The organism is Clostridium sp. (genome assembly GCF_051654825.1).
Classification (GTDB): domain Bacteria; phylum Bacillota; class Clostridia; order Clostridiales; family Clostridiaceae; genus Clostridium.
The window spans coordinates 1-19,423 of sequence record NZ_JBOFYU010000233.1 but is presented as its reverse complement, the minus strand read 5'-3'; the positions used below and the strand labels follow the sequence as shown (position 1 = coordinate 19,423).

The 19,423-nt window shown below is 28.9% G+C and carries 24 protein-coding genes; 1 reads left to right on the top strand and 23 read right to left on the bottom strand.

From position 1 onward, the window contains the following. Positions 1–194: 194 nt before the first annotated feature. On the bottom strand, positions 195–1,313 hold the full coding sequence (locus ACRDBA_RS14160) for an RNA-guided endonuclease InsQ/TnpB family protein (protein ID WP_438573576.1): 1,119 nt from the start codon (positions 1,311–1,313) through the stop codon (positions 195–197). A gap of 551 nt (positions 1,314–1,864) precedes the next feature. Further along, positions 1,865–2,845 carry a helix-hairpin-helix domain-containing protein gene (locus tag ACRDBA_RS14155; RefSeq protein WP_438573575.1) on the bottom strand — a complete coding sequence of 327 codons (981 nt, stop codon included), beginning with the start codon at positions 2,843–2,845 and terminating at the stop codon, positions 1,865–1,867. A gap of 133 nt (positions 2,846–2,978) precedes the next feature. On the opposite strand from ACRDBA_RS14155, the gene ACRDBA_RS14150 reads away from it, so the two are divergent. After that, positions 2,979–4,241 (top strand): RNA-guided endonuclease InsQ/TnpB family protein, encoded by a 1,263-nt coding sequence (locus ACRDBA_RS14150; RefSeq protein ID WP_438573574.1) that lies wholly within the window; start codon positions 2,979–2,981, stop codon positions 4,239–4,241. A gap of 281 nt (positions 4,242–4,522) precedes the next feature. Here the strand turns inward: ACRDBA_RS14150 and ACRDBA_RS14145 are convergent, their stop codons facing one another. The 21 genes from ACRDBA_RS14145 to ACRDBA_RS14045 all read right to left on the bottom strand — a co-directional run. Then, positions 4,523–5,428 carry a hypothetical protein gene (locus tag ACRDBA_RS14145; RefSeq protein ID WP_438573573.1) on the bottom strand — a complete coding sequence of 302 codons (906 nt, stop codon included), beginning with the start codon at positions 5,426–5,428 and terminating at the stop codon, positions 4,523–4,525. A 144-nt stretch (positions 5,429–5,572) separates the two neighbouring features. Continuing rightward, positions 5,573–6,358, bottom strand: coding sequence for a hypothetical protein (locus ACRDBA_RS14140; protein WP_438573572.1), 786 nt, complete (start codon positions 6,356–6,358; stop codon positions 5,573–5,575). Between the two features lie 264 nt (positions 6,359–6,622). Next, entirely contained in the window at positions 6,623–9,034 is a 2,412-nt protein-coding gene (locus ACRDBA_RS14135; RefSeq protein ID WP_438573571.1) for a hypothetical protein, read from the bottom strand. A gap of 18 nt (positions 9,035–9,052) precedes the next feature. Further along, positions 9,053–9,316, bottom strand: a complete 264-nt coding sequence (locus ACRDBA_RS14130; RefSeq protein WP_438573570.1) for a hypothetical protein — start codon at positions 9,314–9,316, stop codon at positions 9,053–9,055. 44 nt (positions 9,317–9,360) lie between these two features. Further along, complete coding sequence (locus ACRDBA_RS14125; protein WP_438573569.1) at positions 9,361–9,762, bottom strand: hypothetical protein; 402 nt, start codon at positions 9,760–9,762, stop codon at positions 9,361–9,363. A gap of 30 nt (positions 9,763–9,792) precedes the next feature. Continuing rightward, the gene (locus ACRDBA_RS14120; RefSeq protein ID WP_438573568.1) at positions 9,793–10,194 is read right to left on the bottom strand and encodes a hypothetical protein; all 402 of its coding nucleotides are present in this window, start codon (positions 10,192–10,194) and stop codon (positions 9,793–9,795) included. 278 nt (positions 10,195–10,472) lie between these two features. Continuing rightward, entirely contained in the window at positions 10,473–10,649 is a 177-nt protein-coding gene (locus ACRDBA_RS14115; RefSeq protein ID WP_438573567.1) for a hypothetical protein, read from the bottom strand. A gap of 268 nt (positions 10,650–10,917) precedes the next feature. Next, the gene (locus ACRDBA_RS14110; RefSeq protein WP_438573566.1) at positions 10,918–11,133 is read right to left on the bottom strand and encodes a DUF3791 domain-containing protein; all 216 of its coding nucleotides are present in this window, start codon (positions 11,131–11,133) and stop codon (positions 10,918–10,920) included. Between the two features lie 23 nt (positions 11,134–11,156). Continuing rightward, positions 11,157–11,384, bottom strand: a complete 228-nt coding sequence (locus tag ACRDBA_RS14105; RefSeq protein ID WP_438573565.1) for a hypothetical protein — start codon at positions 11,382–11,384, stop codon at positions 11,157–11,159. Between the two features lie 5 nt (positions 11,385–11,389). Continuing rightward, positions 11,390–11,560 carry a hypothetical protein gene (locus ACRDBA_RS14100; RefSeq protein WP_438573564.1) on the bottom strand — a complete coding sequence of 57 codons (171 nt, stop codon included), beginning with the start codon at positions 11,558–11,560 and terminating at the stop codon, positions 11,390–11,392. Between the two features lie 415 nt (positions 11,561–11,975). Further along, positions 11,976–12,515, bottom strand: a complete 540-nt coding sequence (locus ACRDBA_RS14095) for a hypothetical protein (protein ID WP_438573563.1) — start codon at positions 12,513–12,515, stop codon at positions 11,976–11,978. A gap of 33 nt (positions 12,516–12,548) precedes the next feature. Continuing rightward, positions 12,549–12,794 carry a hypothetical protein gene (locus tag ACRDBA_RS14090; RefSeq protein ID WP_438573562.1) on the bottom strand — a complete coding sequence of 82 codons (246 nt, stop codon included), beginning with the start codon at positions 12,792–12,794 and terminating at the stop codon, positions 12,549–12,551. Positions 12,795–12,802: 8 nt separating this feature from the next. Then, positions 12,803–12,991, bottom strand: coding sequence for a hypothetical protein (locus ACRDBA_RS14085; RefSeq protein ID WP_438573561.1), 189 nt, complete (start codon positions 12,989–12,991; stop codon positions 12,803–12,805). Positions 12,992–12,998: 7 nt separating this feature from the next. Then, positions 12,999–13,211, bottom strand: a complete 213-nt coding sequence (locus tag ACRDBA_RS14080; protein WP_438573560.1) for a hypothetical protein — start codon at positions 13,209–13,211, stop codon at positions 12,999–13,001. A 79-nt stretch (positions 13,212–13,290) separates the two neighbouring features. After that, positions 13,291–14,313 carry a hypothetical protein gene (locus ACRDBA_RS14075; protein WP_438573559.1) on the bottom strand — a complete coding sequence of 341 codons (1,023 nt, stop codon included), beginning with the start codon at positions 14,311–14,313 and terminating at the stop codon, positions 13,291–13,293. 40 nt (positions 14,314–14,353) lie between these two features. Then, positions 14,354–15,052, bottom strand: a complete 699-nt coding sequence (locus tag ACRDBA_RS14070; RefSeq protein WP_438573558.1) for a DUF5662 family protein — start codon at positions 15,050–15,052, stop codon at positions 14,354–14,356. Between the two features lie 99 nt (positions 15,053–15,151). Next, entirely contained in the window at positions 15,152–15,346 is a 195-nt protein-coding gene (locus ACRDBA_RS14065) for a hypothetical protein (RefSeq protein ID WP_438573557.1), read from the bottom strand. Between the two features lie 2 nt (positions 15,347–15,348). Continuing rightward, positions 15,349–15,558 carry a hypothetical protein gene (locus ACRDBA_RS14060; protein WP_438573556.1) on the bottom strand — a complete coding sequence of 70 codons (210 nt, stop codon included), beginning with the start codon at positions 15,556–15,558 and terminating at the stop codon, positions 15,349–15,351. 61 nt (positions 15,559–15,619) lie between these two features. Next, positions 15,620–16,561: a tyrosine-type recombinase/integrase gene (locus ACRDBA_RS14055; protein ID WP_438573555.1), complete on the bottom strand. Its 942-nt coding sequence runs from the start codon at positions 16,559–16,561 to the stop codon at positions 15,620–15,622. 95 nt (positions 16,562–16,656) lie between these two features. Beyond that, on the bottom strand, positions 16,657–16,866 hold the full coding sequence (locus ACRDBA_RS14050; protein ID WP_438573554.1) for a hypothetical protein: 210 nt from the start codon (positions 16,864–16,866) through the stop codon (positions 16,657–16,659). 57 nt (positions 16,867–16,923) lie between these two features. Continuing rightward, on the bottom strand, positions 16,924–19,423 hold a 2,500-nt coding region (locus ACRDBA_RS14045), incomplete at its 5' end, for a hypothetical protein (RefSeq protein ID WP_438573553.1).

Sequence of the window (19,423 nt, the reverse complement as noted above, 5' to 3'; positions counted from 1 at the left end):
TTATAAATATTTAACAAATCTTATAAAAATCAAAATTTCATAAATCATAAATATCTATAAAATAAAATTCTATTCCTAATTCATCGAGTCCGATTTTGAAGTCAAATTACAACATTCTACTTTCGTTTGATATAGCTCTCCAAAGGCTTTAATTCCTCACTAACGTGTGAGTACATATTTAGCTTGTAGTTAGGTTACATAGCTAAATTCTTTAAATTAATACTAGCATTATAATCTCTGTCTATTTCTAATCCACAACATTCACATTTATAAGTTCTTTCTGATAAACTTAATTTCTTTTTCTTATTACCACAATCACTACATATTTTACTTGAGGCATACCATCTATCTGCAATTATTATATCTATGTTATTCCATTCACACTTATATTCCAATTGTCTACGTATTTCACGAAATGAACAATCTGCAACTTTCTCAGATAAATGACGGTTTCTCATCATACCTTTTACATTTAAATCTTCAATTACAATATGTGAAGGATTTAATTTTATTAATTCAGTAGTAATTTGATGTATATTATTAAGTCTTATATTACTTATTTTTTGATGTTGTTTTAAAATAGACTTCTCTAACTTAATAAGATTGTTAGATTTTTCAGTAGTCTTATTATTATACATATTCGTATAATGTCTACTTGCTTTTCTTTGTAATCTTTTAAGTCTCTTTCTTTCTTTTCTAGTATTAATTCTATTAAAATTCATTTCATTTGAACAACTCATTAGCATCTTTATACCCAAATCGATTCCTATTGATTCAGTTTTATCTTCATTGATTTGGTTATCATCAACTTCAACACTTAAACTTAACCAATAATTTAATCCATCAAATGACACTTTAGGATTATATATTTTACCATTAGGTATTCTACCTTTTTCTGCTAGATTAATTATTCCTATAACTTCTAATTGAACTTTATCTTCAAATATCTTTATTTTACAAGTATCATTATAAAAGCTAAATTTAGAATGTTTCTTACTTTTGAATCTTGGTCTTTTCGCTCTACCATTAAAGAAATTATCATATGCTTTAAAACAATCTTTAATAGACTGCTTCATTGCATTATTTGGTATATCATATAACCAACCTTCTCCATTAGACCTCATAACTTTTTTGAATTGAGTAAATTGCTTTCTCAAATTACTTTCAGATATAAATCCATTTCCATTCTTATAGCTTTCTATTTGTCTATCTAAAGCCCAATTATAAGCAAATCTAGTACATCCAAAAGTTTTCTGCATTAATATTTGTTGTTCTTTGTTAGGATGAATTTTAACCTTAAAACCTTTCTTCATAATATCACCTCCTTAGTTATTAATAGTATAATCTGTTATTAATAGTATTATACGTTTTTTAATATTCTAAGTATACATGATATTATAAAATAATTAGAAATTTTATTTTTTATTTTTAAAGTTTTAGCTATTTTCCATACAACGCTACTTGTATGAAGCTATTTCTCTCACGATAATAGCCACTTCCTTTCAGAACGTGCGTAGACTATTTCTTCACCTTCACCTTTACGTGTTAAGGGCAACCCATTTCCACTATCAATCGCTTATAGTGTACGTCTTTGCAGACTAGTCGTTTGACCTTCTCATTTCTGAGCTTGGCGACCAAACATCCATTTTAACCAACACTTAGGCTCTCACCCTATGCCATCTCAACTGTTGTTTCTGAGTTTCCTCACATTCATAAGAGTTTCTCTCTATCCCTTATTGTAGTCGTTGAGCTTTAGGAGTTACTGGTTTTAAAGTTGTGTCCTACATGAATTTCTTCATGTACGAGGCTAAACAGCTTTATAAATTATAAAAGTTTATAATCAATTTATAAGTTTTTATAACTTTTATACAACTGTTACGCTACCTTCTTCTGCATAAAAATCATACTTCATTCCTATTATATGATTGTCAATTATTTCTACTCTTTCATCTTTATATAATGTATCTATGCAATCCTTAACAATATCTACGCCCACATTTGATGTTAAGTTAAACATTATGTCATTATTATATAGTCTGTCCAATGTAATGTATGAGCTGTTAGTCTCATCTAGCTCATCATGTAAACTTTTATAAACATATGCTTCGACTCTTCTTTTATCTTTTCTATCAATACCTAATGATGTAATGGCTATATTATCAACTCTGTCTAATCTAAGACCAAATCTATAAGTTGTACTATATGGATTACTTTTTACTACGTCTAACGCTATCGATAAACTTCCTAGACAACCATCAGCCATCTTTTTTATTTCATGCTGAGTAAAGCCCATTTTTCTTAGCTTAGTTATATAAGTACCATTTTCTATATTATCTTCAAATGCACTTATTATTTTATTTGCAGTTGATACACCAATTCCCTTTATAGATGTAAGTCCACCTATATCCTTCTTTTTAATCATGTCGCATAGTCCACTTACATTAGCACACTTATTAGCCGTACCTTCTCCAACAAATATATCAATGAAGCTTATCATATCTTCATCTGATTTAAGGTTGTCCATTGACATATGTTTAGGTGTAACTCCAACCACATCACAAGTATGTCCAAATTTATTTTCTTCAACTTTTATGATTTCACACTTATATTCTATATTAGGCAATAACGAAGGCATATTGCCTTTTATAGAAAAGTTTCCAAAAGCTCTATTCATTATACAATGAACATTTCTAGATGTTGGGAAAATTCTAGCTATGGTAAAATTATCCTTATTAAACATAGTCTTATCCAATCTAAATGTAAATTCTTCTCCAACAAGAGAATTTATATCAACTTGTATTTCTTCATTTTTTTCATTTTCATAATTATCCCCAAATAAACCCATTTAAATTTCTCCCTATTTATTAATTTTTATTTTTATTTAATTTTAATCGACTTAATTAGAATATATTTCTAATTATACTTTTACTCAAAGTGTAACATAATAAACTATTATACAATAAAAGTGAGGTGAAACTATGATTAACGAAAACAATTGGATTAAGAAAAATAAAGGTTACAAATTTAGATTGAAGCCAAATAAAGAGCAACAAATATATTTTTCTAAAGCCTTTGGTTGTTCTAGAAAGTTGTACAATATATATACTGATTTACTATATTCTAAACTTGAAGCAGAAGGATATGAAAATGGAATAATTAGTTATGCAAAATTAAATCTACCCACTCCTGCTACTATCAAGAAAGATTACGAATATATGAAAGAGGTTGATTCTTTAGCTTTTGCTAACGTGCAATTAGATTTCAAAGATGCTATCAAAAAATTCAATAAAGAATATGATAGAAAATCTTATAAGAAATCTGCTAAAAAGAAAGTGGAAACTATTGGTCGTGAACTAACATTCAGAGACTTAAAGGGTTTACCTTCTTTTAAAAGCAAAAAGAAAAATCAAGATTCTTATACTACAAATAATCAAAATGGTACTGTTTCAATAGTAAATGAAAAATATATTAAACTTCCTAAAATTAAATCTTTAGTTAAGTTTGTTAATCATAGACAAATACCTAACAATTGTACAATTAAATCTGCTACTATATCAAATGACTGTAGAGGTAAATATTATATTTCTTTTACAGTTGAATACTATGTTAAAGACAATACAATAACAAACCCCAATATTGATAAAGTAGTAGGATTAGATTATGCTCAACAAAACTTCTATGTATCTAGTGATGGTGAAAAAGCAAATTATCCTAAATACTATAAAAAATCTGAAAAGAGATTAAAAATTGAGCAAAGAAAACTATCTCGAAAAAAGATGTTTTCATCTAATTGGCATAAACAAAAAGCTAAACTATCTAAACTTTATACTAAAGTAGCTAACCAAAGAAAAGATTGGATTCATAAAAAGTCAAGAGAATTAGCTAATAACTATGATGTAGTTATAGTTGAAAATTTAGACTTAAGAAATTTAGCTCAATGTTTATCTTTAGGTAAAAATTTACATGATAATTCTTTCGGTATGTTTAGAACCTTTTTGAAATATAAACTAGAAGAAAAAGGTGGTCACTTAATTAAAATAAATAAGTGGTATCCTTCTAGTAAGTTATGTTCTAATTGTGGTAATAAACAAGAATTAGAATTATCTGATAGAATATATAATTGCAATAATTGTGGTTTAGAGATAGATAGAGATTACAATTCTGCTCTAAACCTAAAAACCGTAGGAACTACGGAGTTAGCTTGGTTACCAATACCTTTGGTTGAAAATACTGTATCATAAGATATGGTTTCCCAATAAGCTCCCACTTCAAATTAGCCGTAGGTTAATTAAGTGGTGGGTGGTTCACCGACTATAATCATTGTCAGTAAATATAGTATAATATGTAGAAGGTGATTTCAATCGTTAATTCCCTTCCTCGTCGTGGATTTTTCCACGTCGAATTTATACTATAACTCCCTTATCCTATAACTATATATTATCTATAACTATGTGACCTATATATTGACCAGTCGCGTACCCTATGTTTTGACAAGTCGCGTACCCTATGTTTTGACACATGGTTATTTTCCTATATTTCTCATATGATTATTGAACTCTTCTGCCGTGCATATTTCATACTCATATATAGTTTTTGTTTGAGTTTGTCCATTTTCTTTTGATGTACTAGTATCTATTTTCATACTTCTTTTTATAAGTCCACTTGCAACCAAACTATTTAATATATCAGTCATAAGTTGAAGGTTGTTTTTACTATTAGGTGATAGCCCTATCATTCTGCAAAGAAAATCTCTTGTCAATTGCCTTTTTATGTAAACTTTATTCACCTTATCAAACAATAGCCATTTTATAGTACAGTATGCTTTGATTGTATTAGAATTGTATACATTTACCATATAGCGTAATATACTTTCCTCAATTGTTACAAAGCTACCACGCCCAACATCTTTTTGTGCATATGGATTTATCTTATAGTAAATTTTACCTTCTTGATTCATTTGAACAACTACATTATTATCACAATCTACTAATTTTTTTATATTTCTTTTTATAGTTCTTATCTTATTATTGCTAAGTCCTTCTAAAACCTCTTTATCTTCATTTATATTGCTTTCATATATATATCTATGATTTTCCACGTTACTATAATCAACACCTTTTATATCGCAAGCTACTTTTCCGTTAAACTTACTAAACAATGTTATCAATCCTAATGTCTTAAAATCCATACTCCTAACAATTGTATATTTTGTATTCAATGGAAATTTTATCTCTCCATCATTCGATAAGTACATATTTTCTGTCTTATAATTTAAACCTCTAAGCTCTAACTCTTTAATAACAATAGGTAACAATAACCTCTCAAGTTCATCATCTGAATTTTTATAATTACTAAAACACTCAAATAAACCATCGTTTGTTAAGGTTTTTACATTCACCTTAGCATTTTTTATATCTGCACTTTCCAATTACATCAACTAACCTTTCATGTCTTAATACATTTGTTAACATAGCCCTCCGTACTATATACAATATATACTCATATGATTATTCTATGTTAACAGTAAAATAAAAAAAGATTGGTTAATTTAACCAATCTAAGTAATCACTATCTATTTGCTCTCTATTTTTTCAACAAGTATACTTGGGATTGTAATATCTGACCCCATTGTTGATTTATATGTTAATAGCCCACAACTAGTTCCCATTATAGTTATCGTATCATTCTCTAAAACTCTAGACTTTACTATGTCGCTACTATATACTCCATATATAACATTGTCATAACTCCCATTAACAGCTAACCTTACTTGAACCTCTCCGTCGCCTTCTAAAACTTGGATAACTTTACCTTTAAATGTAACCTTAGAACCTTTATAGTCGTCTGGATTTCTTGCTATTTGACTATACGTTATTCCTGTGTTGTACCCTTGTTTTTCTTTCTTATCTTTCTCTTCTTGTTCTGCTTTTGCTTTCGCTTCTTGCTCTGCATTTTCTTTAGCAACCAATTCCTCTCTTTCTTTTTCTTGCATCTCAAACCAAGGTTCGGCTTCTTTAACCTTTGCCCTTAATTCATTCATTTCATCTATCTGCATTATTCTTGTGTTTTCTAAAGTTAATACTAACTCATTACTTTCTTTGATTTCGGCATTTAAAGATTCTATTTGAGATTCGTAATCATTTACAATTTGTGAATTATCACTTCCACCTACTCCAATTAGAACGCCAACTACAAATACAGATGAGAATGCTATAACTGATTTCATTTTTATCTTACTTTTTATTTCTGTGAATTTATTCCATTTGTCATTTTTAACTTCAACTTCCTTTATATCTAATTGCTCTTCTTTTACTTCACCTTGCATTTCTTCATTCATTTTACTTTTATTTTCATCCATTTTAATTCACTCCTTTTTAAAATATATAATATTCAATTTGTCGAAATATGACAAAAAGTTTTCATGTAATAAATAATTTTTATAGTAAAATAGGAAACTTTTACTATACCCATAGCATAGGCTATAACATGCATAGCTTACATGTGCATGAGAGCGAAGCGTCATGTGATAATGTATAGCTTAAGCGGTTATGTTGCTCATAGCTACTTGGGGATATTCTATGTACCAACGCTCGTATTTCTACAAGTGTTGGAATTTAAACATTTAGCCTATATTTTTAACTTTGTTATCTTTGTTTTTAACATCATTTTCTTTGTTAGGGAAATTATCATTTAAAATCGTAATCTTACCAAAATCGTCAATACTTACAATTGGCTTTGGTAATTTAACTATAAACGAAGCATAGTTTTTAGTAGTTTTCATAAGTGTTAATGCATGATATCTTTCAAGTCCTAACAAATCATCAACCTCATATCCAAACTGTTGGAAGTTACTTCTTAGGTCTTGATAAGCTTTTTCATCAGCCCCCTGTAAAAGCATATAAGATGTTCCACTTGCTTTTAAAGCTTCTCTGCATTGAGCTTCAAGTTGATTTAAATAATGAAGAGCAACTATTGAAGTTAACTTAAACTTTCTAGCTTCAACAAATATATCAGCATATAACTTTTGACAATTTTTACATTTATAGAACTCATCGAAAAATAAAAATGTATGTGGTTGAAAATCCTTTGACAACAATTGCTTACTTAACCAAATCTTAGATAGGTAGAAAGTAGCTATTACATTTCTAACAAATTGAGAAGGAAATTGGTCTTCTGATATTTTTATTAAAACAACTTTGTTCTGCTTCATTAGTTCTCTAAAATCATAATTAGTTGAACTATCTTTTTTATATGCAAGTTTAGTGTGCGCTGATGTAGACGTTAAATTTGTAGCCCTATCTAAGATACCTCTAACAGCATTATCATCGTTACTTACAGTTCCATTAGGTGCTACCTTTGTAAGCTCCTTTAGAGACTTTACCTCGTCTTCTAATAACACTTTCAATCCATCGCTCAATGATTCTATAAAATTATTTCTATCTTCTACATAACTTAAACAGTCAACAACATCTTTTAAGCTAGAGTTTTTCTTAGCCGAAAATACTACTGAGCCAGCACTATATAAGAATCTAATCATTTTTGCACTTAGTTTACCATTGTCATCGTTTATAGCATCAAACATTAAAGCTAACTGTTGGCATTGTAGTATTGCTCTTGACATTATCTCATATTCAGTTAAACCATCTTCCATTTGTATTTCATTATAAGATAATGATTGCATCGTCTTTGGGTCAGCACAATCTATCACAACTAATCTGTCTTTTGGTGTTATTGCTTCAATTGACTGACTAAGTTTGCAATCTTCTATTATATCTATAACGATAACTCCGTGACCTTGATTCATTATGTCATAAGCATTATTAGTCATAAAAGTTGTTTTTCCTGCTCCCATACTTCCTAAGTATGCCATTCCTAACCTTGAAAGTTGACTATCACTTGATTTATAAGCCAAAGTGCTTCTGTTTTTTGACTTTTCTTCTGAAACACCTAATCTGAAATATCCACTTTGCAATTCCTTTGGCACTGGATTTTCCAATACTTTCAAGTGACTTATATCACTAAATTGTTGCAACAATTCTCTACCTGGCATCTGTAAGAAGTTGGCACATTCTAATACAGATGTTTCGTTTATTTCACAAGGATATTTGTAATCAAACATATTAAAATCTTTTTTCATCTCATTATAATCCAAACTATTATCCCCCTCTATCACATTAAATCCCTCACAGCAAGCTCTTCCATTTATGCTTTGAGATTGTTTATTTGAACTCTCGCTAAATACAACGACTTGACTCTTACATATGGTAGCATTCTCCTTTCTAGAAGTTGAAGGTGATATGTTGCCACTAGAATTAAACGGCATGCTATTTCTGATAGGTGTTCTTTGGTCAGCTCCCAACTCGTCTGCAACGCCATCTAACGTTTTAATTAAATAGTTGAATATTGACTTTAATATCCCCCATGCAGTACTATTATTTTTTTCAATATTCTTATTGTCTCTATAATTCTTCATTGTCTCTCTATAATAATCTTTGAATGAAGCTAATGTCGTCTTGCTAGAAGGCATAAAATTATAAACAACTCCAACTCTATCACCCTCTTCCAATATTTCCATTACGTTAAGTGTTTTAGATAAAAGAAAGTTATTTGTTGCATTAGTCTCTAATGAGAATGCATCTTCTTTTTTATAACCAAGAGAGTATTTTGTTGCGTTTTCGCTGAATGTTGGAAGAGATTTAACCTCTTCCAATCCTACATTTCTCCAACAGTCCGATATCGTATCCTTGAATAATTTTTTATAGTACAACGGTATTATAAAAAAGAACTCAGCTTTATTTTTTTCTATATAGATGTAATAAGATACTTTACTTCTAGTTTTAACTATTAACTTTTTATCTTCAATGTATACGCGTTTTTGTAATTCCATATATACTTTATTAACTAATTGGGCTATTTTTTCAGAAGCTCCATTCCTACAACTGTTGTGCGGTATCAATTTAAACAAGGTATAAGTTGGATTGACAACTTCATAATAATCGCTCAATTTTATACTTTCAAATTTTTGCTTAAACAATTAAATCATCTCCCTTTATTAGTTTACACCTTTACTCAGTTCGCTTCTCATATCTATTATGTTTAATATGCGAAACTCTTCATCGTTCATTATATCTTTTATAGCTTCTGACATATCCATTTCACATTGCTTTTCGGTTACAAACAGCCAATCCAACATATTACTTTTCAATATATCTTTTATATACAACTTCTCTCCCCTACCCATCCTACACAAGCTCAGTAATCCACTTCTATCTACGTCTGCATATACATCTTTTCCATTCGATTTTCCTACTAACATCTCTGATACCTCCATATAATTTTATTTTTATTTGTTTTTTAATTTTAAACATATCCCTTTAAAACAGTTGCGAAACATTGCAAGATTATATATGATATAAAGCTTATCATAGCCCCATTCTTAGTCTTCTTACAGCCTGCGATGGTTAATATCAAGCAAACAATAGCGGTTAACAAGAAGAACCAATACGAAGCATCAGCTATGTTTATAATTGTTTGTAATGGGTTAGATATGACCTCTACCGCATTTTTTACGAATTTTGCACATCCTTCTAAAAATCCCCATATGTTTTCTAGAACACTCCCTATTCCAACTATCGTTTCTTCCATACCTTGAAAGAAACCTACCTTTTCAACTACATCAGCTCCTTCAACTACACTACTTACAGCATCTACGTTGTCAAAGAAACTTTGAATTGTATAAACCTCGCATCTTTGTAATAACATTTTTATTTCCCCCTTATTTTTTATTTTTTATTAGAATATTTGTTGGATTAAATCAAATAACCAAGGTAGGAAGTATAAAGTTCCAAATGTTATTCCGTACATTGTTACTATTGTTCCTAGTGAATCCATGTGTCCCTTCATACTCTTCTTAATAACATCTTTTGCACAAAGTATTATACATAGCCAATATCCAACTTTTCTTACAAGTGTAAGTATCTCCATCCCTGCTCTATCAATTGCTTCGTAACCATTGGCAAAAGAGTTTATACAGCTTAAATCCATTGTTAAAGCTATTATTGTAACTAACGCCATGTATTTCTTTTTATTTCTTTTCAAGTGACCTAACATTCTATCAAACTTATTCATTTCCTCTATTGCTTCCTTATTTAAAAACTCTCTAACTGTATAAACCTCGCATCTTTGTAATAACATTTTTATTTCCCCCTTATTTTTTTTAAAATTTTTATTATTTTTTAATTACATAGTATAAAACATTTCATATATGCTCATACTATAATTACAAACACATTAGATTATCTTTTATATAAATCAAACTTAACCTTGGAGGTGATTCATTATGACAAGTGGTACTTTTATAGCTTTAGGATATGTTGCATGTTACGCTGTTGTTGAATTTTGTGTAAGATTCTTATAATTAAATACTTCTACTTCTCTTTAGCTTCTATGTTATTCATAGGAGCTTTATTTTTTTAATTATACATCCATACACCTTTTCTTTTCATCTCTTCTATTACTAGAAGCTTTATAAAATTACTTTGACCTATTACTGACGAGTTATCTTTTATAAAATTATAAATACTTAACTCCTCTGCCGTTCTTTTAAATGATATTGGTATTCTTATGTCTTCTGATTTAGATTTACCCATTTTTATTCACCCTTTCATATTTTTGCTTTGTTTGTTACCCTCTTGATATACTATATGCAATTCTGTGTTAAATGTTTCCAACTTTATTTCATTTTGTGTAAATTTTATTTGTTTTGTATATTTCTTATCATTAGTAGTCTGAGTTGTTTGTTTTTCGTCTGTCTTAATACATCATATGCAGTCTTGCACAAGAAGTTGCATACTTTTTAAAATAATAAATAAAAAAAAGAGCAATGTATTTTTATACACTGCTCTAATCATTGAATCTTTATATTACACCTCTTTCTTTTAATACACTTACAAGTTCTTCTACTATGTATTTTTTACTTTGACTATGTAATGGTTCATAACATGGTATTATATAACCATCTAAAACATCAGAATCTTCCTTAATTAACTTGTAAACTTTTTTTGTATCTTTGTTTAAATATTCAGCTAAAATATCAATACAAAAAATAGTAAACTCCAAAACTTCCTCATTCATAATTTTACACCTCTCTTATTGTGTTACTTAGTTTCTTTTATTATTTTCCTATCTAAAAACTTCAATTCAAATGCCACCTCGCATTCTTCTATATATCTTTCGTTGATTAAATCATAACTCTTACCTTTTAATATAACCACACCATCTGAATATTTCGCTGAGTCTAAATCGAAACTTATCTCTTTCACTTTTAACACATGACCTTTTTCACTTATTAAAAACTTTTCATTATCATTTAATTTCAATTCCATACTTATCACATCCTACTATTATATAGCTTATATTCATCTCTAAGAAGCTCTCTATGATTATTTACCAACATTGTAAACAACTCACTTCTAGACATCTTATAATACGCACATAGTCCATCTATCTTATCTTTATCACTTTTAGTTACTAAAAATCCTATTGTCTTATCTTTTTTCATTTTTATCAATATCCTCTTCCATTACAATACTCCCTTCATAATACCTAAAATATCTTACCATATCAATTCTAATCCGTTTGTATAATGTTATAATATATTTTATCCTTCGACAAATGAAATGGTGTATATTGTCGTTATTTGCTTTTAAAAGTTTGTCCATTTTTATATTTCTTATGTTATACTTAGTTTGTAAGCAATTGTAGTTGTTGTTTATAGAAGAGTTCTATGTATCCCTTGCATAGACCTTCTCAATAATACTTATGGTTAATTTTCAATATGTAGTACCACATAATATTTTATTTTGTCAATGGTATGATGCAGTCCAAGTTAATTAAGTTTTTTTAATATAGCACATGTAACGACTCCCCTCTAGTAGTCATGCATGTGCTATATTATTATGTTTTTATTTAGTCTATTACTTTTTTATCTTAAACTTTGCATTTAATATCCTTTCAGTAACATAGGTATCAAATAGATAACTACATTCATCGTCTTCTTCTACCTTGTATTCTTTACCATCTTCATCTATCACAATTGTACCGTCTTTTAATTTTAAAACTTCTTTTATTGAAAACTCTTTATTAAATCTACTGATTGATAAACAAAGCTTCCTATAACCAAATAGATTGGAAGTTTGGAAGCAGTTGTCTTGAAAATCATCATCCCATACAACATCTAATTCAACGTTTTCACCATTTATTAGCTCTAACTCGATAGAAACTATGTCCGTGTAGCAATTTAACCTTTGCAAAGGAGACCTATTACCTAATAAGTATCCATCTAAGTTATTGTCATCTGTAATGGTTGCCTCTATTTCGTACCCATCGTTTGTATGATTTGCTACAAAATCAATAAAACTACCTTGTGGGATGTGTACGGTTTCACAATTTTCCAATATAAATTTAGCTATCTTAATATCTTTTTTATTATAATTTTTCATTATACCACTCTCCATTCATCAACTCTTCTATTATCAAGTTTATTACAATCAATCTTCATATACCATCCAATTATTATATAGAATATCTTCTAAATCAAAATTATAATCACTTATATAACTCTCATCATTGCTTAAATCCCATATGCTATATGAATCAATCATTTCTACGCAATTATAAAACTCATTATATCTTAGATAGTATTTAAAGAAACAAACACCTTCACGCCATTCTTCTTTTACAATTCTAACATCTACATTTGATTTCATATATTTAACAGCTTCAATTATATTCATATATACACCTACTCAATATTAAATTTGTTCCATTTATCATTAAGTTTATCATCATGATAACATACCAATCCTTTTGCATTTCTTCCACAGATAGGACATTCAAAATCATAAACTTCTCTTTCCCCAAATAACTCTTCATAAGAACAAGGTGTACATTCTATTTCTTCTCCATTTATCTTCAATATAAACTTATTCATATACAACCTACTTCCCAAATGTTTCTTTATCAAACTTATAATGTTTACATGTATGATAATCATCAACTTTCATATTGCAACATTCACAGTTCTCACTTTTACATATTAGAAATAACTCTAATGCTCCGCTTTTTATTTGAGAATGTTTGCAATATAAACAAGTTTCAGTTTTTGCGTTAAATATACCTTTTATAAAATTCTTTATTTTTCTTAAAATCATAATATCTTCTCCCTTTATCATAAGTTTTATTTTGTTAAAACACTTTGTTAAAACACTTTATTAAAACACTTTATTAAAATTATATTAGTTTGTTGAAGTTTCTTATGTCTATATCTTTATCTACTGCATAAGATTTTATTATCTCTAAAACTTCTTGATATTCATTTTCCTTTATGGTTTTTATTTTTGGATACATTTGTTGAAGAGAAGCCTTAGCATATGGTGGTTTTCCGCTATCTATTCTTTCTTTGTTAGCCTTATTCCATAAGTTTATTTGTCTAGCATGAACATCTATACCTCTGTTATTATTTGATTCAAGAGGCTGATATTTTAAAAATTCATATATATACATCCAAATAGCTCTTTTATTTGTATTAAGTTCATTTGATATCATACTTATTAACTTTCCACACTTCCTAGAAAACTCATCAAATGTTATATTGTTTTCTACTATTTCGGTTAAGGTTTCTTCAAGCTCTTCATTTTTATTTTCTAATTCAACTATTCTTTTATTTTTCATTTCCATTAATTTTGCATTACATTCTAATACTTTTGATATATCACCATTCATAAGTGCTTCTCCAAGCTCTATGAACACACATTGCTCATCAGCAATCTCATTGGCTACAACTTCAATAGAGGCATTTCCATCCTCAGCATCATACATAACATCCAATATCCTTCTTCTAAGCTCTTTCGCCACTTTGCTATCTCTAAGTAACATACCTACATTAAGAAGGCATCTTTTAGACATTAATATATTGCTTCTATTGGCAAACTTATAACCATCTGCTGTAAAATACCCTCTATAGTTAGTAACTGAGATATTCCAAGTTACTAACTCCTCTCTTAATTCTTTTCCTGTGAGTAATACCATGCCATTTTCTAATAGCTCACTTCTATTTTCCTTTATTAAAGTGTCCAATGCATCCTTTGTTATGTCAAAGTAAGAACATACATCTCCAACCGTTATAAATTCACAGTTGCTTAATGTTACTATGTTTTTAACACTTTCTAATATCTTAATATTATCATTGCTCATATACTTTTTTCTATCTTCTATATTATCTATTCCATTTTCAACTAAAACTGTATTCCCCATATTACAATCTCCCTTTTTATCTTCTGTTTTATTTTACACTCTACTTCTTTTCTATTAACTCTAATGTATTGACATTATACTTCTTGTCTATATCCTTAAACATACTACTTAATATTTCAAGTTCCCCATTATCTCTATATCTCTTAACTATTTTACCTAGCGTAGTATGATGCTCCCAATCAAAATCTGAACGTGGTATATTAGCTAAATTGTGTAATTCTAAGTATTTCTCTAATTTATATCTACTTTTTTCAGACAACTCTATCTTATTGTAATTATTTAAATAGTAGCTCTGAGCTGTATCCCCAAATACCATACCCATTGCCATCCAATCGTAAACCATCTGTTTAATATATTTATCATCCATATCTTTGCATCTATTTCTTATATAGTTGTAATAATAATTCCAATGATGCTTATTCCTTCTGTAATGATTACACCATGCAACTTCAAACTCACGTTTACACTTATGATATTTTCTAAGTTCGTTCTCACACTCCTCTAGCTTAACTTTATCGTCGCAACACCATATAGCATCCTCTAATTCTTTTGCTTTATCTTTAAACTTAACTCCATATTCACCATAAAACCATTTAGCATATGGTATAAATTCCGATGGTAAAAATTTACTCAAATCATGAGTTATACCGTGTATGAAATCGTCATTATTAATACACACTTTGAAAACATTTTTCTTATGATTTACTACATATTTAAAATAATCTATATATATTCCCATCAACAATCTCCCTATTTTGAACTTTGACAATATGCGCAAGCATATCCAATTAAAAATATAATAATTTTAATAATACTAATTTTATTTTTCTTCATAAATTTATTTCATTATTTTCTTCAAGTACCAATTAAATATCCCACCGCTACATATTACAATAACTGTTACTACAAAAACATACATACTATAAGGCATTATTATAGCTAACGAACGTGTAGCAGACATTATAATATGTATAATCATTACAATTTCTATTGTTATTATCGATATTAAACATCCTTCAAGAAAATTTTTCATATTTATATCTCCTTATGTTTTTTTATTAGTCTATTAATTAAAAAATGAATCGTAGAAAACCCAATCGAAGTTATCATAACTAATGATACTAATTTCATAATTGTAAACATATTAAATATAGTCCAAAAACTAAAGTATAAAAATACTACAACTATAAGTATATTTATCATCATGTCGACAGACTGTTCAAATATCTCTATTATCTCATCCATATTTTACCCCTTTCTTAAGTTATATATAACATATACTACTTTTTTTATTCTATGTAAACATCTATTTCATAAAACTATCAAATTCTTCTGCCAATTTATCTAAATTTTCAATTGTATAATGATTTATCGTGACATCTACACCGCTATGACCCAATAATTTACTTATAGATGTTATTGGCATTCCTCTATCTTTTAATATATTACTCATAGAATGTCTTAGGTCATGATTATAACCGCCATCGATACCTATTAAAGCAAATGCCTTTTTTACCCAAACGCATAGAGATTTTGACGATACTTGACCCAATTTATCCCCTTGAAACCTAGTCATAAACACATATGGAAATTTTATATTATCTAATTCTCTTTTTTCTTTTAATTTTAATAGTAACATCTTTACATTTTCATCAAATCTTAAGTTTCTTATTTTCCCACCTTTTTCAGTAACTCCTATTACCCATCTATTTTCAAAATCTATCATATCCCATTTTATTTGTGCTATCGCATTGCTTCTTGCCATCGTAGATAGTCCGAAATTTATGTAAACTTCTAATTGAAGGTTATCTTGCTCTTTTAGTTTCATCTTAAGTTCGGATAATTGCTCCTCTGTTAGAAAAGTTCTAGTTTGAACTTCTTCGCCTGCACTTGGTCTCTCGATTAAATCACACCAATTATCTTTAATTTTCCTCTTCTTCTTTAAATACATTAATAGAGATGATATTGCCGATATTCTTCTTCTTATTCTTTTTTCATTATTACCCTCAGACATGCAATAAGCTATATACGATTCTATTTCGGTTTCATCTATGTCTATTAAAAGTGCATCCATGCATTGCGCATTTAAGAATTTAAAGAATTGCATTATATCACTCTCATATCCATATAAAGTTTTCTCACTTCTCCCTGCTATTAACTTTCCTCTTTTGTATATCTCCCACAATTCTACGTTTTTAGGATTTGGTTCTCCACTCATTATTATTCTTTTACTTCTTTTCTTAGCCATATATTTTACACTCTCCGTTTATTATATCGTTTATTTTATTTTTTAGGTAAAAAAAGGGAGTGGAAATTCCACTCCTCGTAAAAAGTATATTGTTATTACTTATTTATTTTTTTTAATTCTGCGTTTACACTTTCATCCATTTTTGCTTCAACTTTTGCTTTTAAGTATTCTGCCTCTTCATTTGTTATTCTATTTCTCTTTCTGTATGCTTCTATATTTTCTAGCATTCTATCAACACCATAATCAAATAAAGTGTTGTCTATTATTAAATTTAAATCCTTTGCTACTTTAGTAGTTAATACCATATAATATCATCGTCCTTTTTATTTTTTTTATTTGTTTTTAAATATAAAAATAAGCACCTATAAACTAGGTACTTCCTCTATTATCGGATTGTGTTGTAACTCTATCAATAAGAATAACTCATCCCACATATCCCAATTTATAGTTCCTTGTCCAACGTAGAAATCTAACATTTCTTCCATTTTATTTCTATTGTAATTATCTTTTCCTATTGATATATTAGATAACAACAACGTGTATAGGTCGTAGTCTATATCAACATTCTTTTCTTCCATCATAGGCATCGTATTTTCTAATCTAAACTCAGAAGTGTCAGCGCTATATCTATTACCTAACATCATTCTATTTTGAGTTGTCATATATTTTGATATATTAGATTCCAATATGCTAACTTTCTTTTGTAGCAATGTAACTACATTACTTATATTACCGTGATAACTCAATACCGTATTCGGACTTAAAACACCACTTTTAACCATGAAGTTAGTTTCGCCTTGATAAGTTATTAAGTCTATGTTAGTACACTCGTATACTTTTTCTTGTGCTAGTTGATACACTACTGTTACAGGATTAGCTTGTAACCATGATTTAAATCCGTTTACATCTTGTGCGACAAGTCTTGATTTAGATATAGTGATATATAAATATTTAATACTAGTAGTAAATATGCCCTCAATGCTGAAATTACTAGATACTGTATTTACATTTTGAAATTTATCACAAACAAGTGGAGAACTAGGATTCATAATTGAAGAAGCAACAGTAGTATAGAAAGTCATATGAGTTTCTGAATGTGTTCCGTTATCTATAAAACCAACGCTACCATCCAACACAACTTGACCACTTCTCTCATGATAATAATACTTATCATCACTATGCTTTTCTACTGTATCCCATTCACGCAATATAGGTTTTTCCCATACTTGAGTTTCCGCATTAAGCCTTAAAAGACGTTTTTTATCTGCCTTATATTCTTTGAACTCATAAAAAGGAGTTGTACTTTTTAATATCTGAACACGTTTTATTTTTTTAGAGCTGAAATCTCCAACACCATTCCAGTAAATTTGTATTGAATATGCAGAACTACACACTTGTTCAGTAAAGTTTAAAACTCTTCCATCCACTTGTATATTTGAAAGTACTGCTTTATTATTTTTATCTACAAAATTGTATACGAAATTCGGTGGGTCTATATAAGTACCATCGGTGAACTCTGTCCTAATAGTATAGGTTTTGTTGCTTTGCAACTTAAAACCTAATCGCGAGCTGATGGTATTATTGCTTATTGGAGATAAACCTACTAGAGCAGAATCATCAAATAAATTCCCATCACCATCGACACTTGAAACTACTATTTCATCTGTTCCATCTCCGACTGATGCTATTCCTTCGAAGTAAGTGTCTACATCATCATTAGTATCTAAAACTACAAATGAATTTGATAAGGAATTTAAATCTCCATCAGTCCAACCATCAGATAATCTAGCATTTGCTAATGCTAAATACTCGTTAGTACCTAATTGGAAATCAACCTTTGAGTTTCCATTAATAGAGATATTTCTTTTCCATACTTTATTTTCATATATATCTAATATTAATTTTTTACTATTGAAGTTTGTAAAATAGCACTTATTCCCTAGTGTCGCATTTTCTTTTAACACACCACCACTATAAGGTATACATAAGTTTCCATTACTTACATTTTTATATGGAGTTCCTATGCTAAATAAACTATTCAACGTCCTACCCTTCAACTCTAACCCCTCAAAATAACCTTGCGAAGTTTCCTCTACACTAACAAAATCCTTATCAGTCACAACTGTACTAACCGTACTTTCTTCTAACTTCTTAACTCTATCTAGCTCTTTATTTAAGCTATCAATTTGAGCTGTATGAGTGTTTACAGTAGCCGAGATACTTTTAGGCACATCACCTTTTATAGTAGGCTCTATACCGTTCGCACATAGACTTGAAATGTTAGTTTTATTTGAGAATGTGCGTAGTTTAACTTGTTGTGCGTGTGGTAGTGGGATAAATTGAGATTTAGAAGTTGGAATTTTAACAATTACATTATTGTCATACATAAACTTTCTAGCATCTTGAAGTGTAACACCACCAAGTAAATTTTTAGGTATACCTATTTTAAGCTTATGAGAAGTAGCCTTTCCGTAATATTGTATTCCTTCTGAATCAATACCCCACACATCAGCACTTTTAAATCTACTACATATAACATCAGTTAATATATTATTCAAGTCATCATAGTTTGACATTTGATATATCAATGTATTAGTATGCCTATTAACAACGCTATCATTTACATTTTGACCGTTAAGAAGTACAGTTGTAAGATTCTTCTCTACCCCCCATACTCCATCAACTTCTTTTAACACATCACCTTTTTCTAATTGTACAGGACTTAAAATAGTTAATTTATCTTCTTGATATGGTTCGTATGGCGTTGCTTGTGTTCCGTATTCTATTTGTAAATTAGTATTTGGATTGTTGTTGTCAACTAAGCATATTTTAAAATATTTAGAATTTGTAGGAATCAAATCT

What these genes read in the sequence shown, in the direction of transcription:
- ACRDBA_RS14065 (WP_438573557.1), bottom strand. Translation starts at nt 15,346, where the DNA reads ATGAAAAATTTTCTTGAAGGATGTTTAATATCGATAATAACAATAGAA.
- ACRDBA_RS14120 (WP_438573568.1), bottom strand. Translation starts at nt 10,194, where the DNA reads ATGTTATTACAAAGATGCGAGGTTTATACAGTTAGAGAGTTTTTAAAT.
- ACRDBA_RS14115 (WP_438573567.1), bottom strand. Translation starts at nt 10,649, where the DNA reads ATGGGTAAATCTAAATCAGAAGACATAAGAATACCAATATCATTTAAA.
- ACRDBA_RS14110 (WP_438573566.1), bottom strand. Translation starts at nt 11,133, where the DNA reads ATGAATGAGGAAGTTTTGGAGTTTACTATTTTTTGTATTGATATTTTA.
- ACRDBA_RS14080 (WP_438573560.1), bottom strand. Translation starts at nt 13,211, where the DNA reads ATGATTTTAAGAAAAATAAAGAATTTTATAAAAGGTATATTTAACGCA.
- ACRDBA_RS14155 (WP_438573575.1), bottom strand. Translation starts at nt 2,845, where the DNA reads ATGGGTTTATTTGGGGATAATTATGAAAATGAAAAAAATGAAGAAATA.
- ACRDBA_RS14055 (WP_438573555.1), bottom strand. Translation starts at nt 16,561, where the DNA reads ATGGCTAAGAAAAGAAGTAAAAGAATAATAATGAGTGGAGAACCAAAT.
- ACRDBA_RS14160 (WP_438573576.1), bottom strand. Translation starts at nt 1,313, where the DNA reads ATGAAGAAAGGTTTTAAGGTTAAAATTCATCCTAACAAAGAACAACAA.
- ACRDBA_RS14105 (WP_438573565.1), bottom strand. Translation starts at nt 11,384, where the DNA reads ATGGAATTGAAATTAAATGATAATGAAAAGTTTTTAATAAGTGAAAAA.
- ACRDBA_RS14060 (WP_438573556.1), bottom strand. Translation starts at nt 15,558, where the DNA reads ATGGATGAGATAATAGAGATATTTGAACAGTCTGTCGACATGATGATA.
- ACRDBA_RS14075 (WP_438573559.1), bottom strand. Translation starts at nt 14,313, where the DNA reads ATGGGGAATACAGTTTTAGTTGAAAATGGAATAGATAATATAGAAGAT.
- ACRDBA_RS14095 (WP_438573563.1), bottom strand. Translation starts at nt 12,515, where the DNA reads ATGGAGAGTGGTATAATGAAAAATTATAATAAAAAAGATATTAAGATA.
- ACRDBA_RS14070 (WP_438573558.1), bottom strand. Translation starts at nt 15,052, where the DNA reads ATGGGAATATATATAGATTATTTTAAATATGTAGTAAATCATAAGAAA.
- ACRDBA_RS14125 (WP_438573569.1), bottom strand. Translation starts at nt 9,762, where the DNA reads ATGTTATTACAAAGATGCGAGGTTTATACAATTCAAAGTTTCTTTGAC.
- ACRDBA_RS14140 (WP_438573572.1), bottom strand. Translation starts at nt 6,358, where the DNA reads ATGGATGAAAATAAAAGTAAAATGAATGAAGAAATGCAAGGTGAAGTA.
- ACRDBA_RS14085 (WP_438573561.1), bottom strand. Translation starts at nt 12,991, where the DNA reads ATGAATAAGTTTATATTGAAGATAAATGGAGAAGAAATAGAATGTACA.
- ACRDBA_RS14150 (WP_438573574.1), top strand. Translation starts at nt 2,979, where the DNA reads ATGATTAACGAAAACAATTGGATTAAGAAAAATAAAGGTTACAAATTT.
- ACRDBA_RS14100 (WP_438573564.1), bottom strand. Translation starts at nt 11,560, where the DNA reads ATGAAAAAAGATAAGACAATAGGATTTTTAGTAACTAAAAGTGATAAA.
- ACRDBA_RS14050 (WP_438573554.1), bottom strand. Translation starts at nt 16,866, where the DNA reads ATGGTATTAACTACTAAAGTAGCAAAGGATTTAAATTTAATAATAGAC.
- ACRDBA_RS14090 (WP_438573562.1), bottom strand. Translation starts at nt 12,794, where the DNA reads ATGAATATAATTGAAGCTGTTAAATATATGAAATCAAATGTAGATGTT.
- ACRDBA_RS14130 (WP_438573570.1), bottom strand. Translation starts at nt 9,316, where the DNA reads ATGTTAGTAGGAAAATCGAATGGAAAAGATGTATATGCAGACGTAGAT.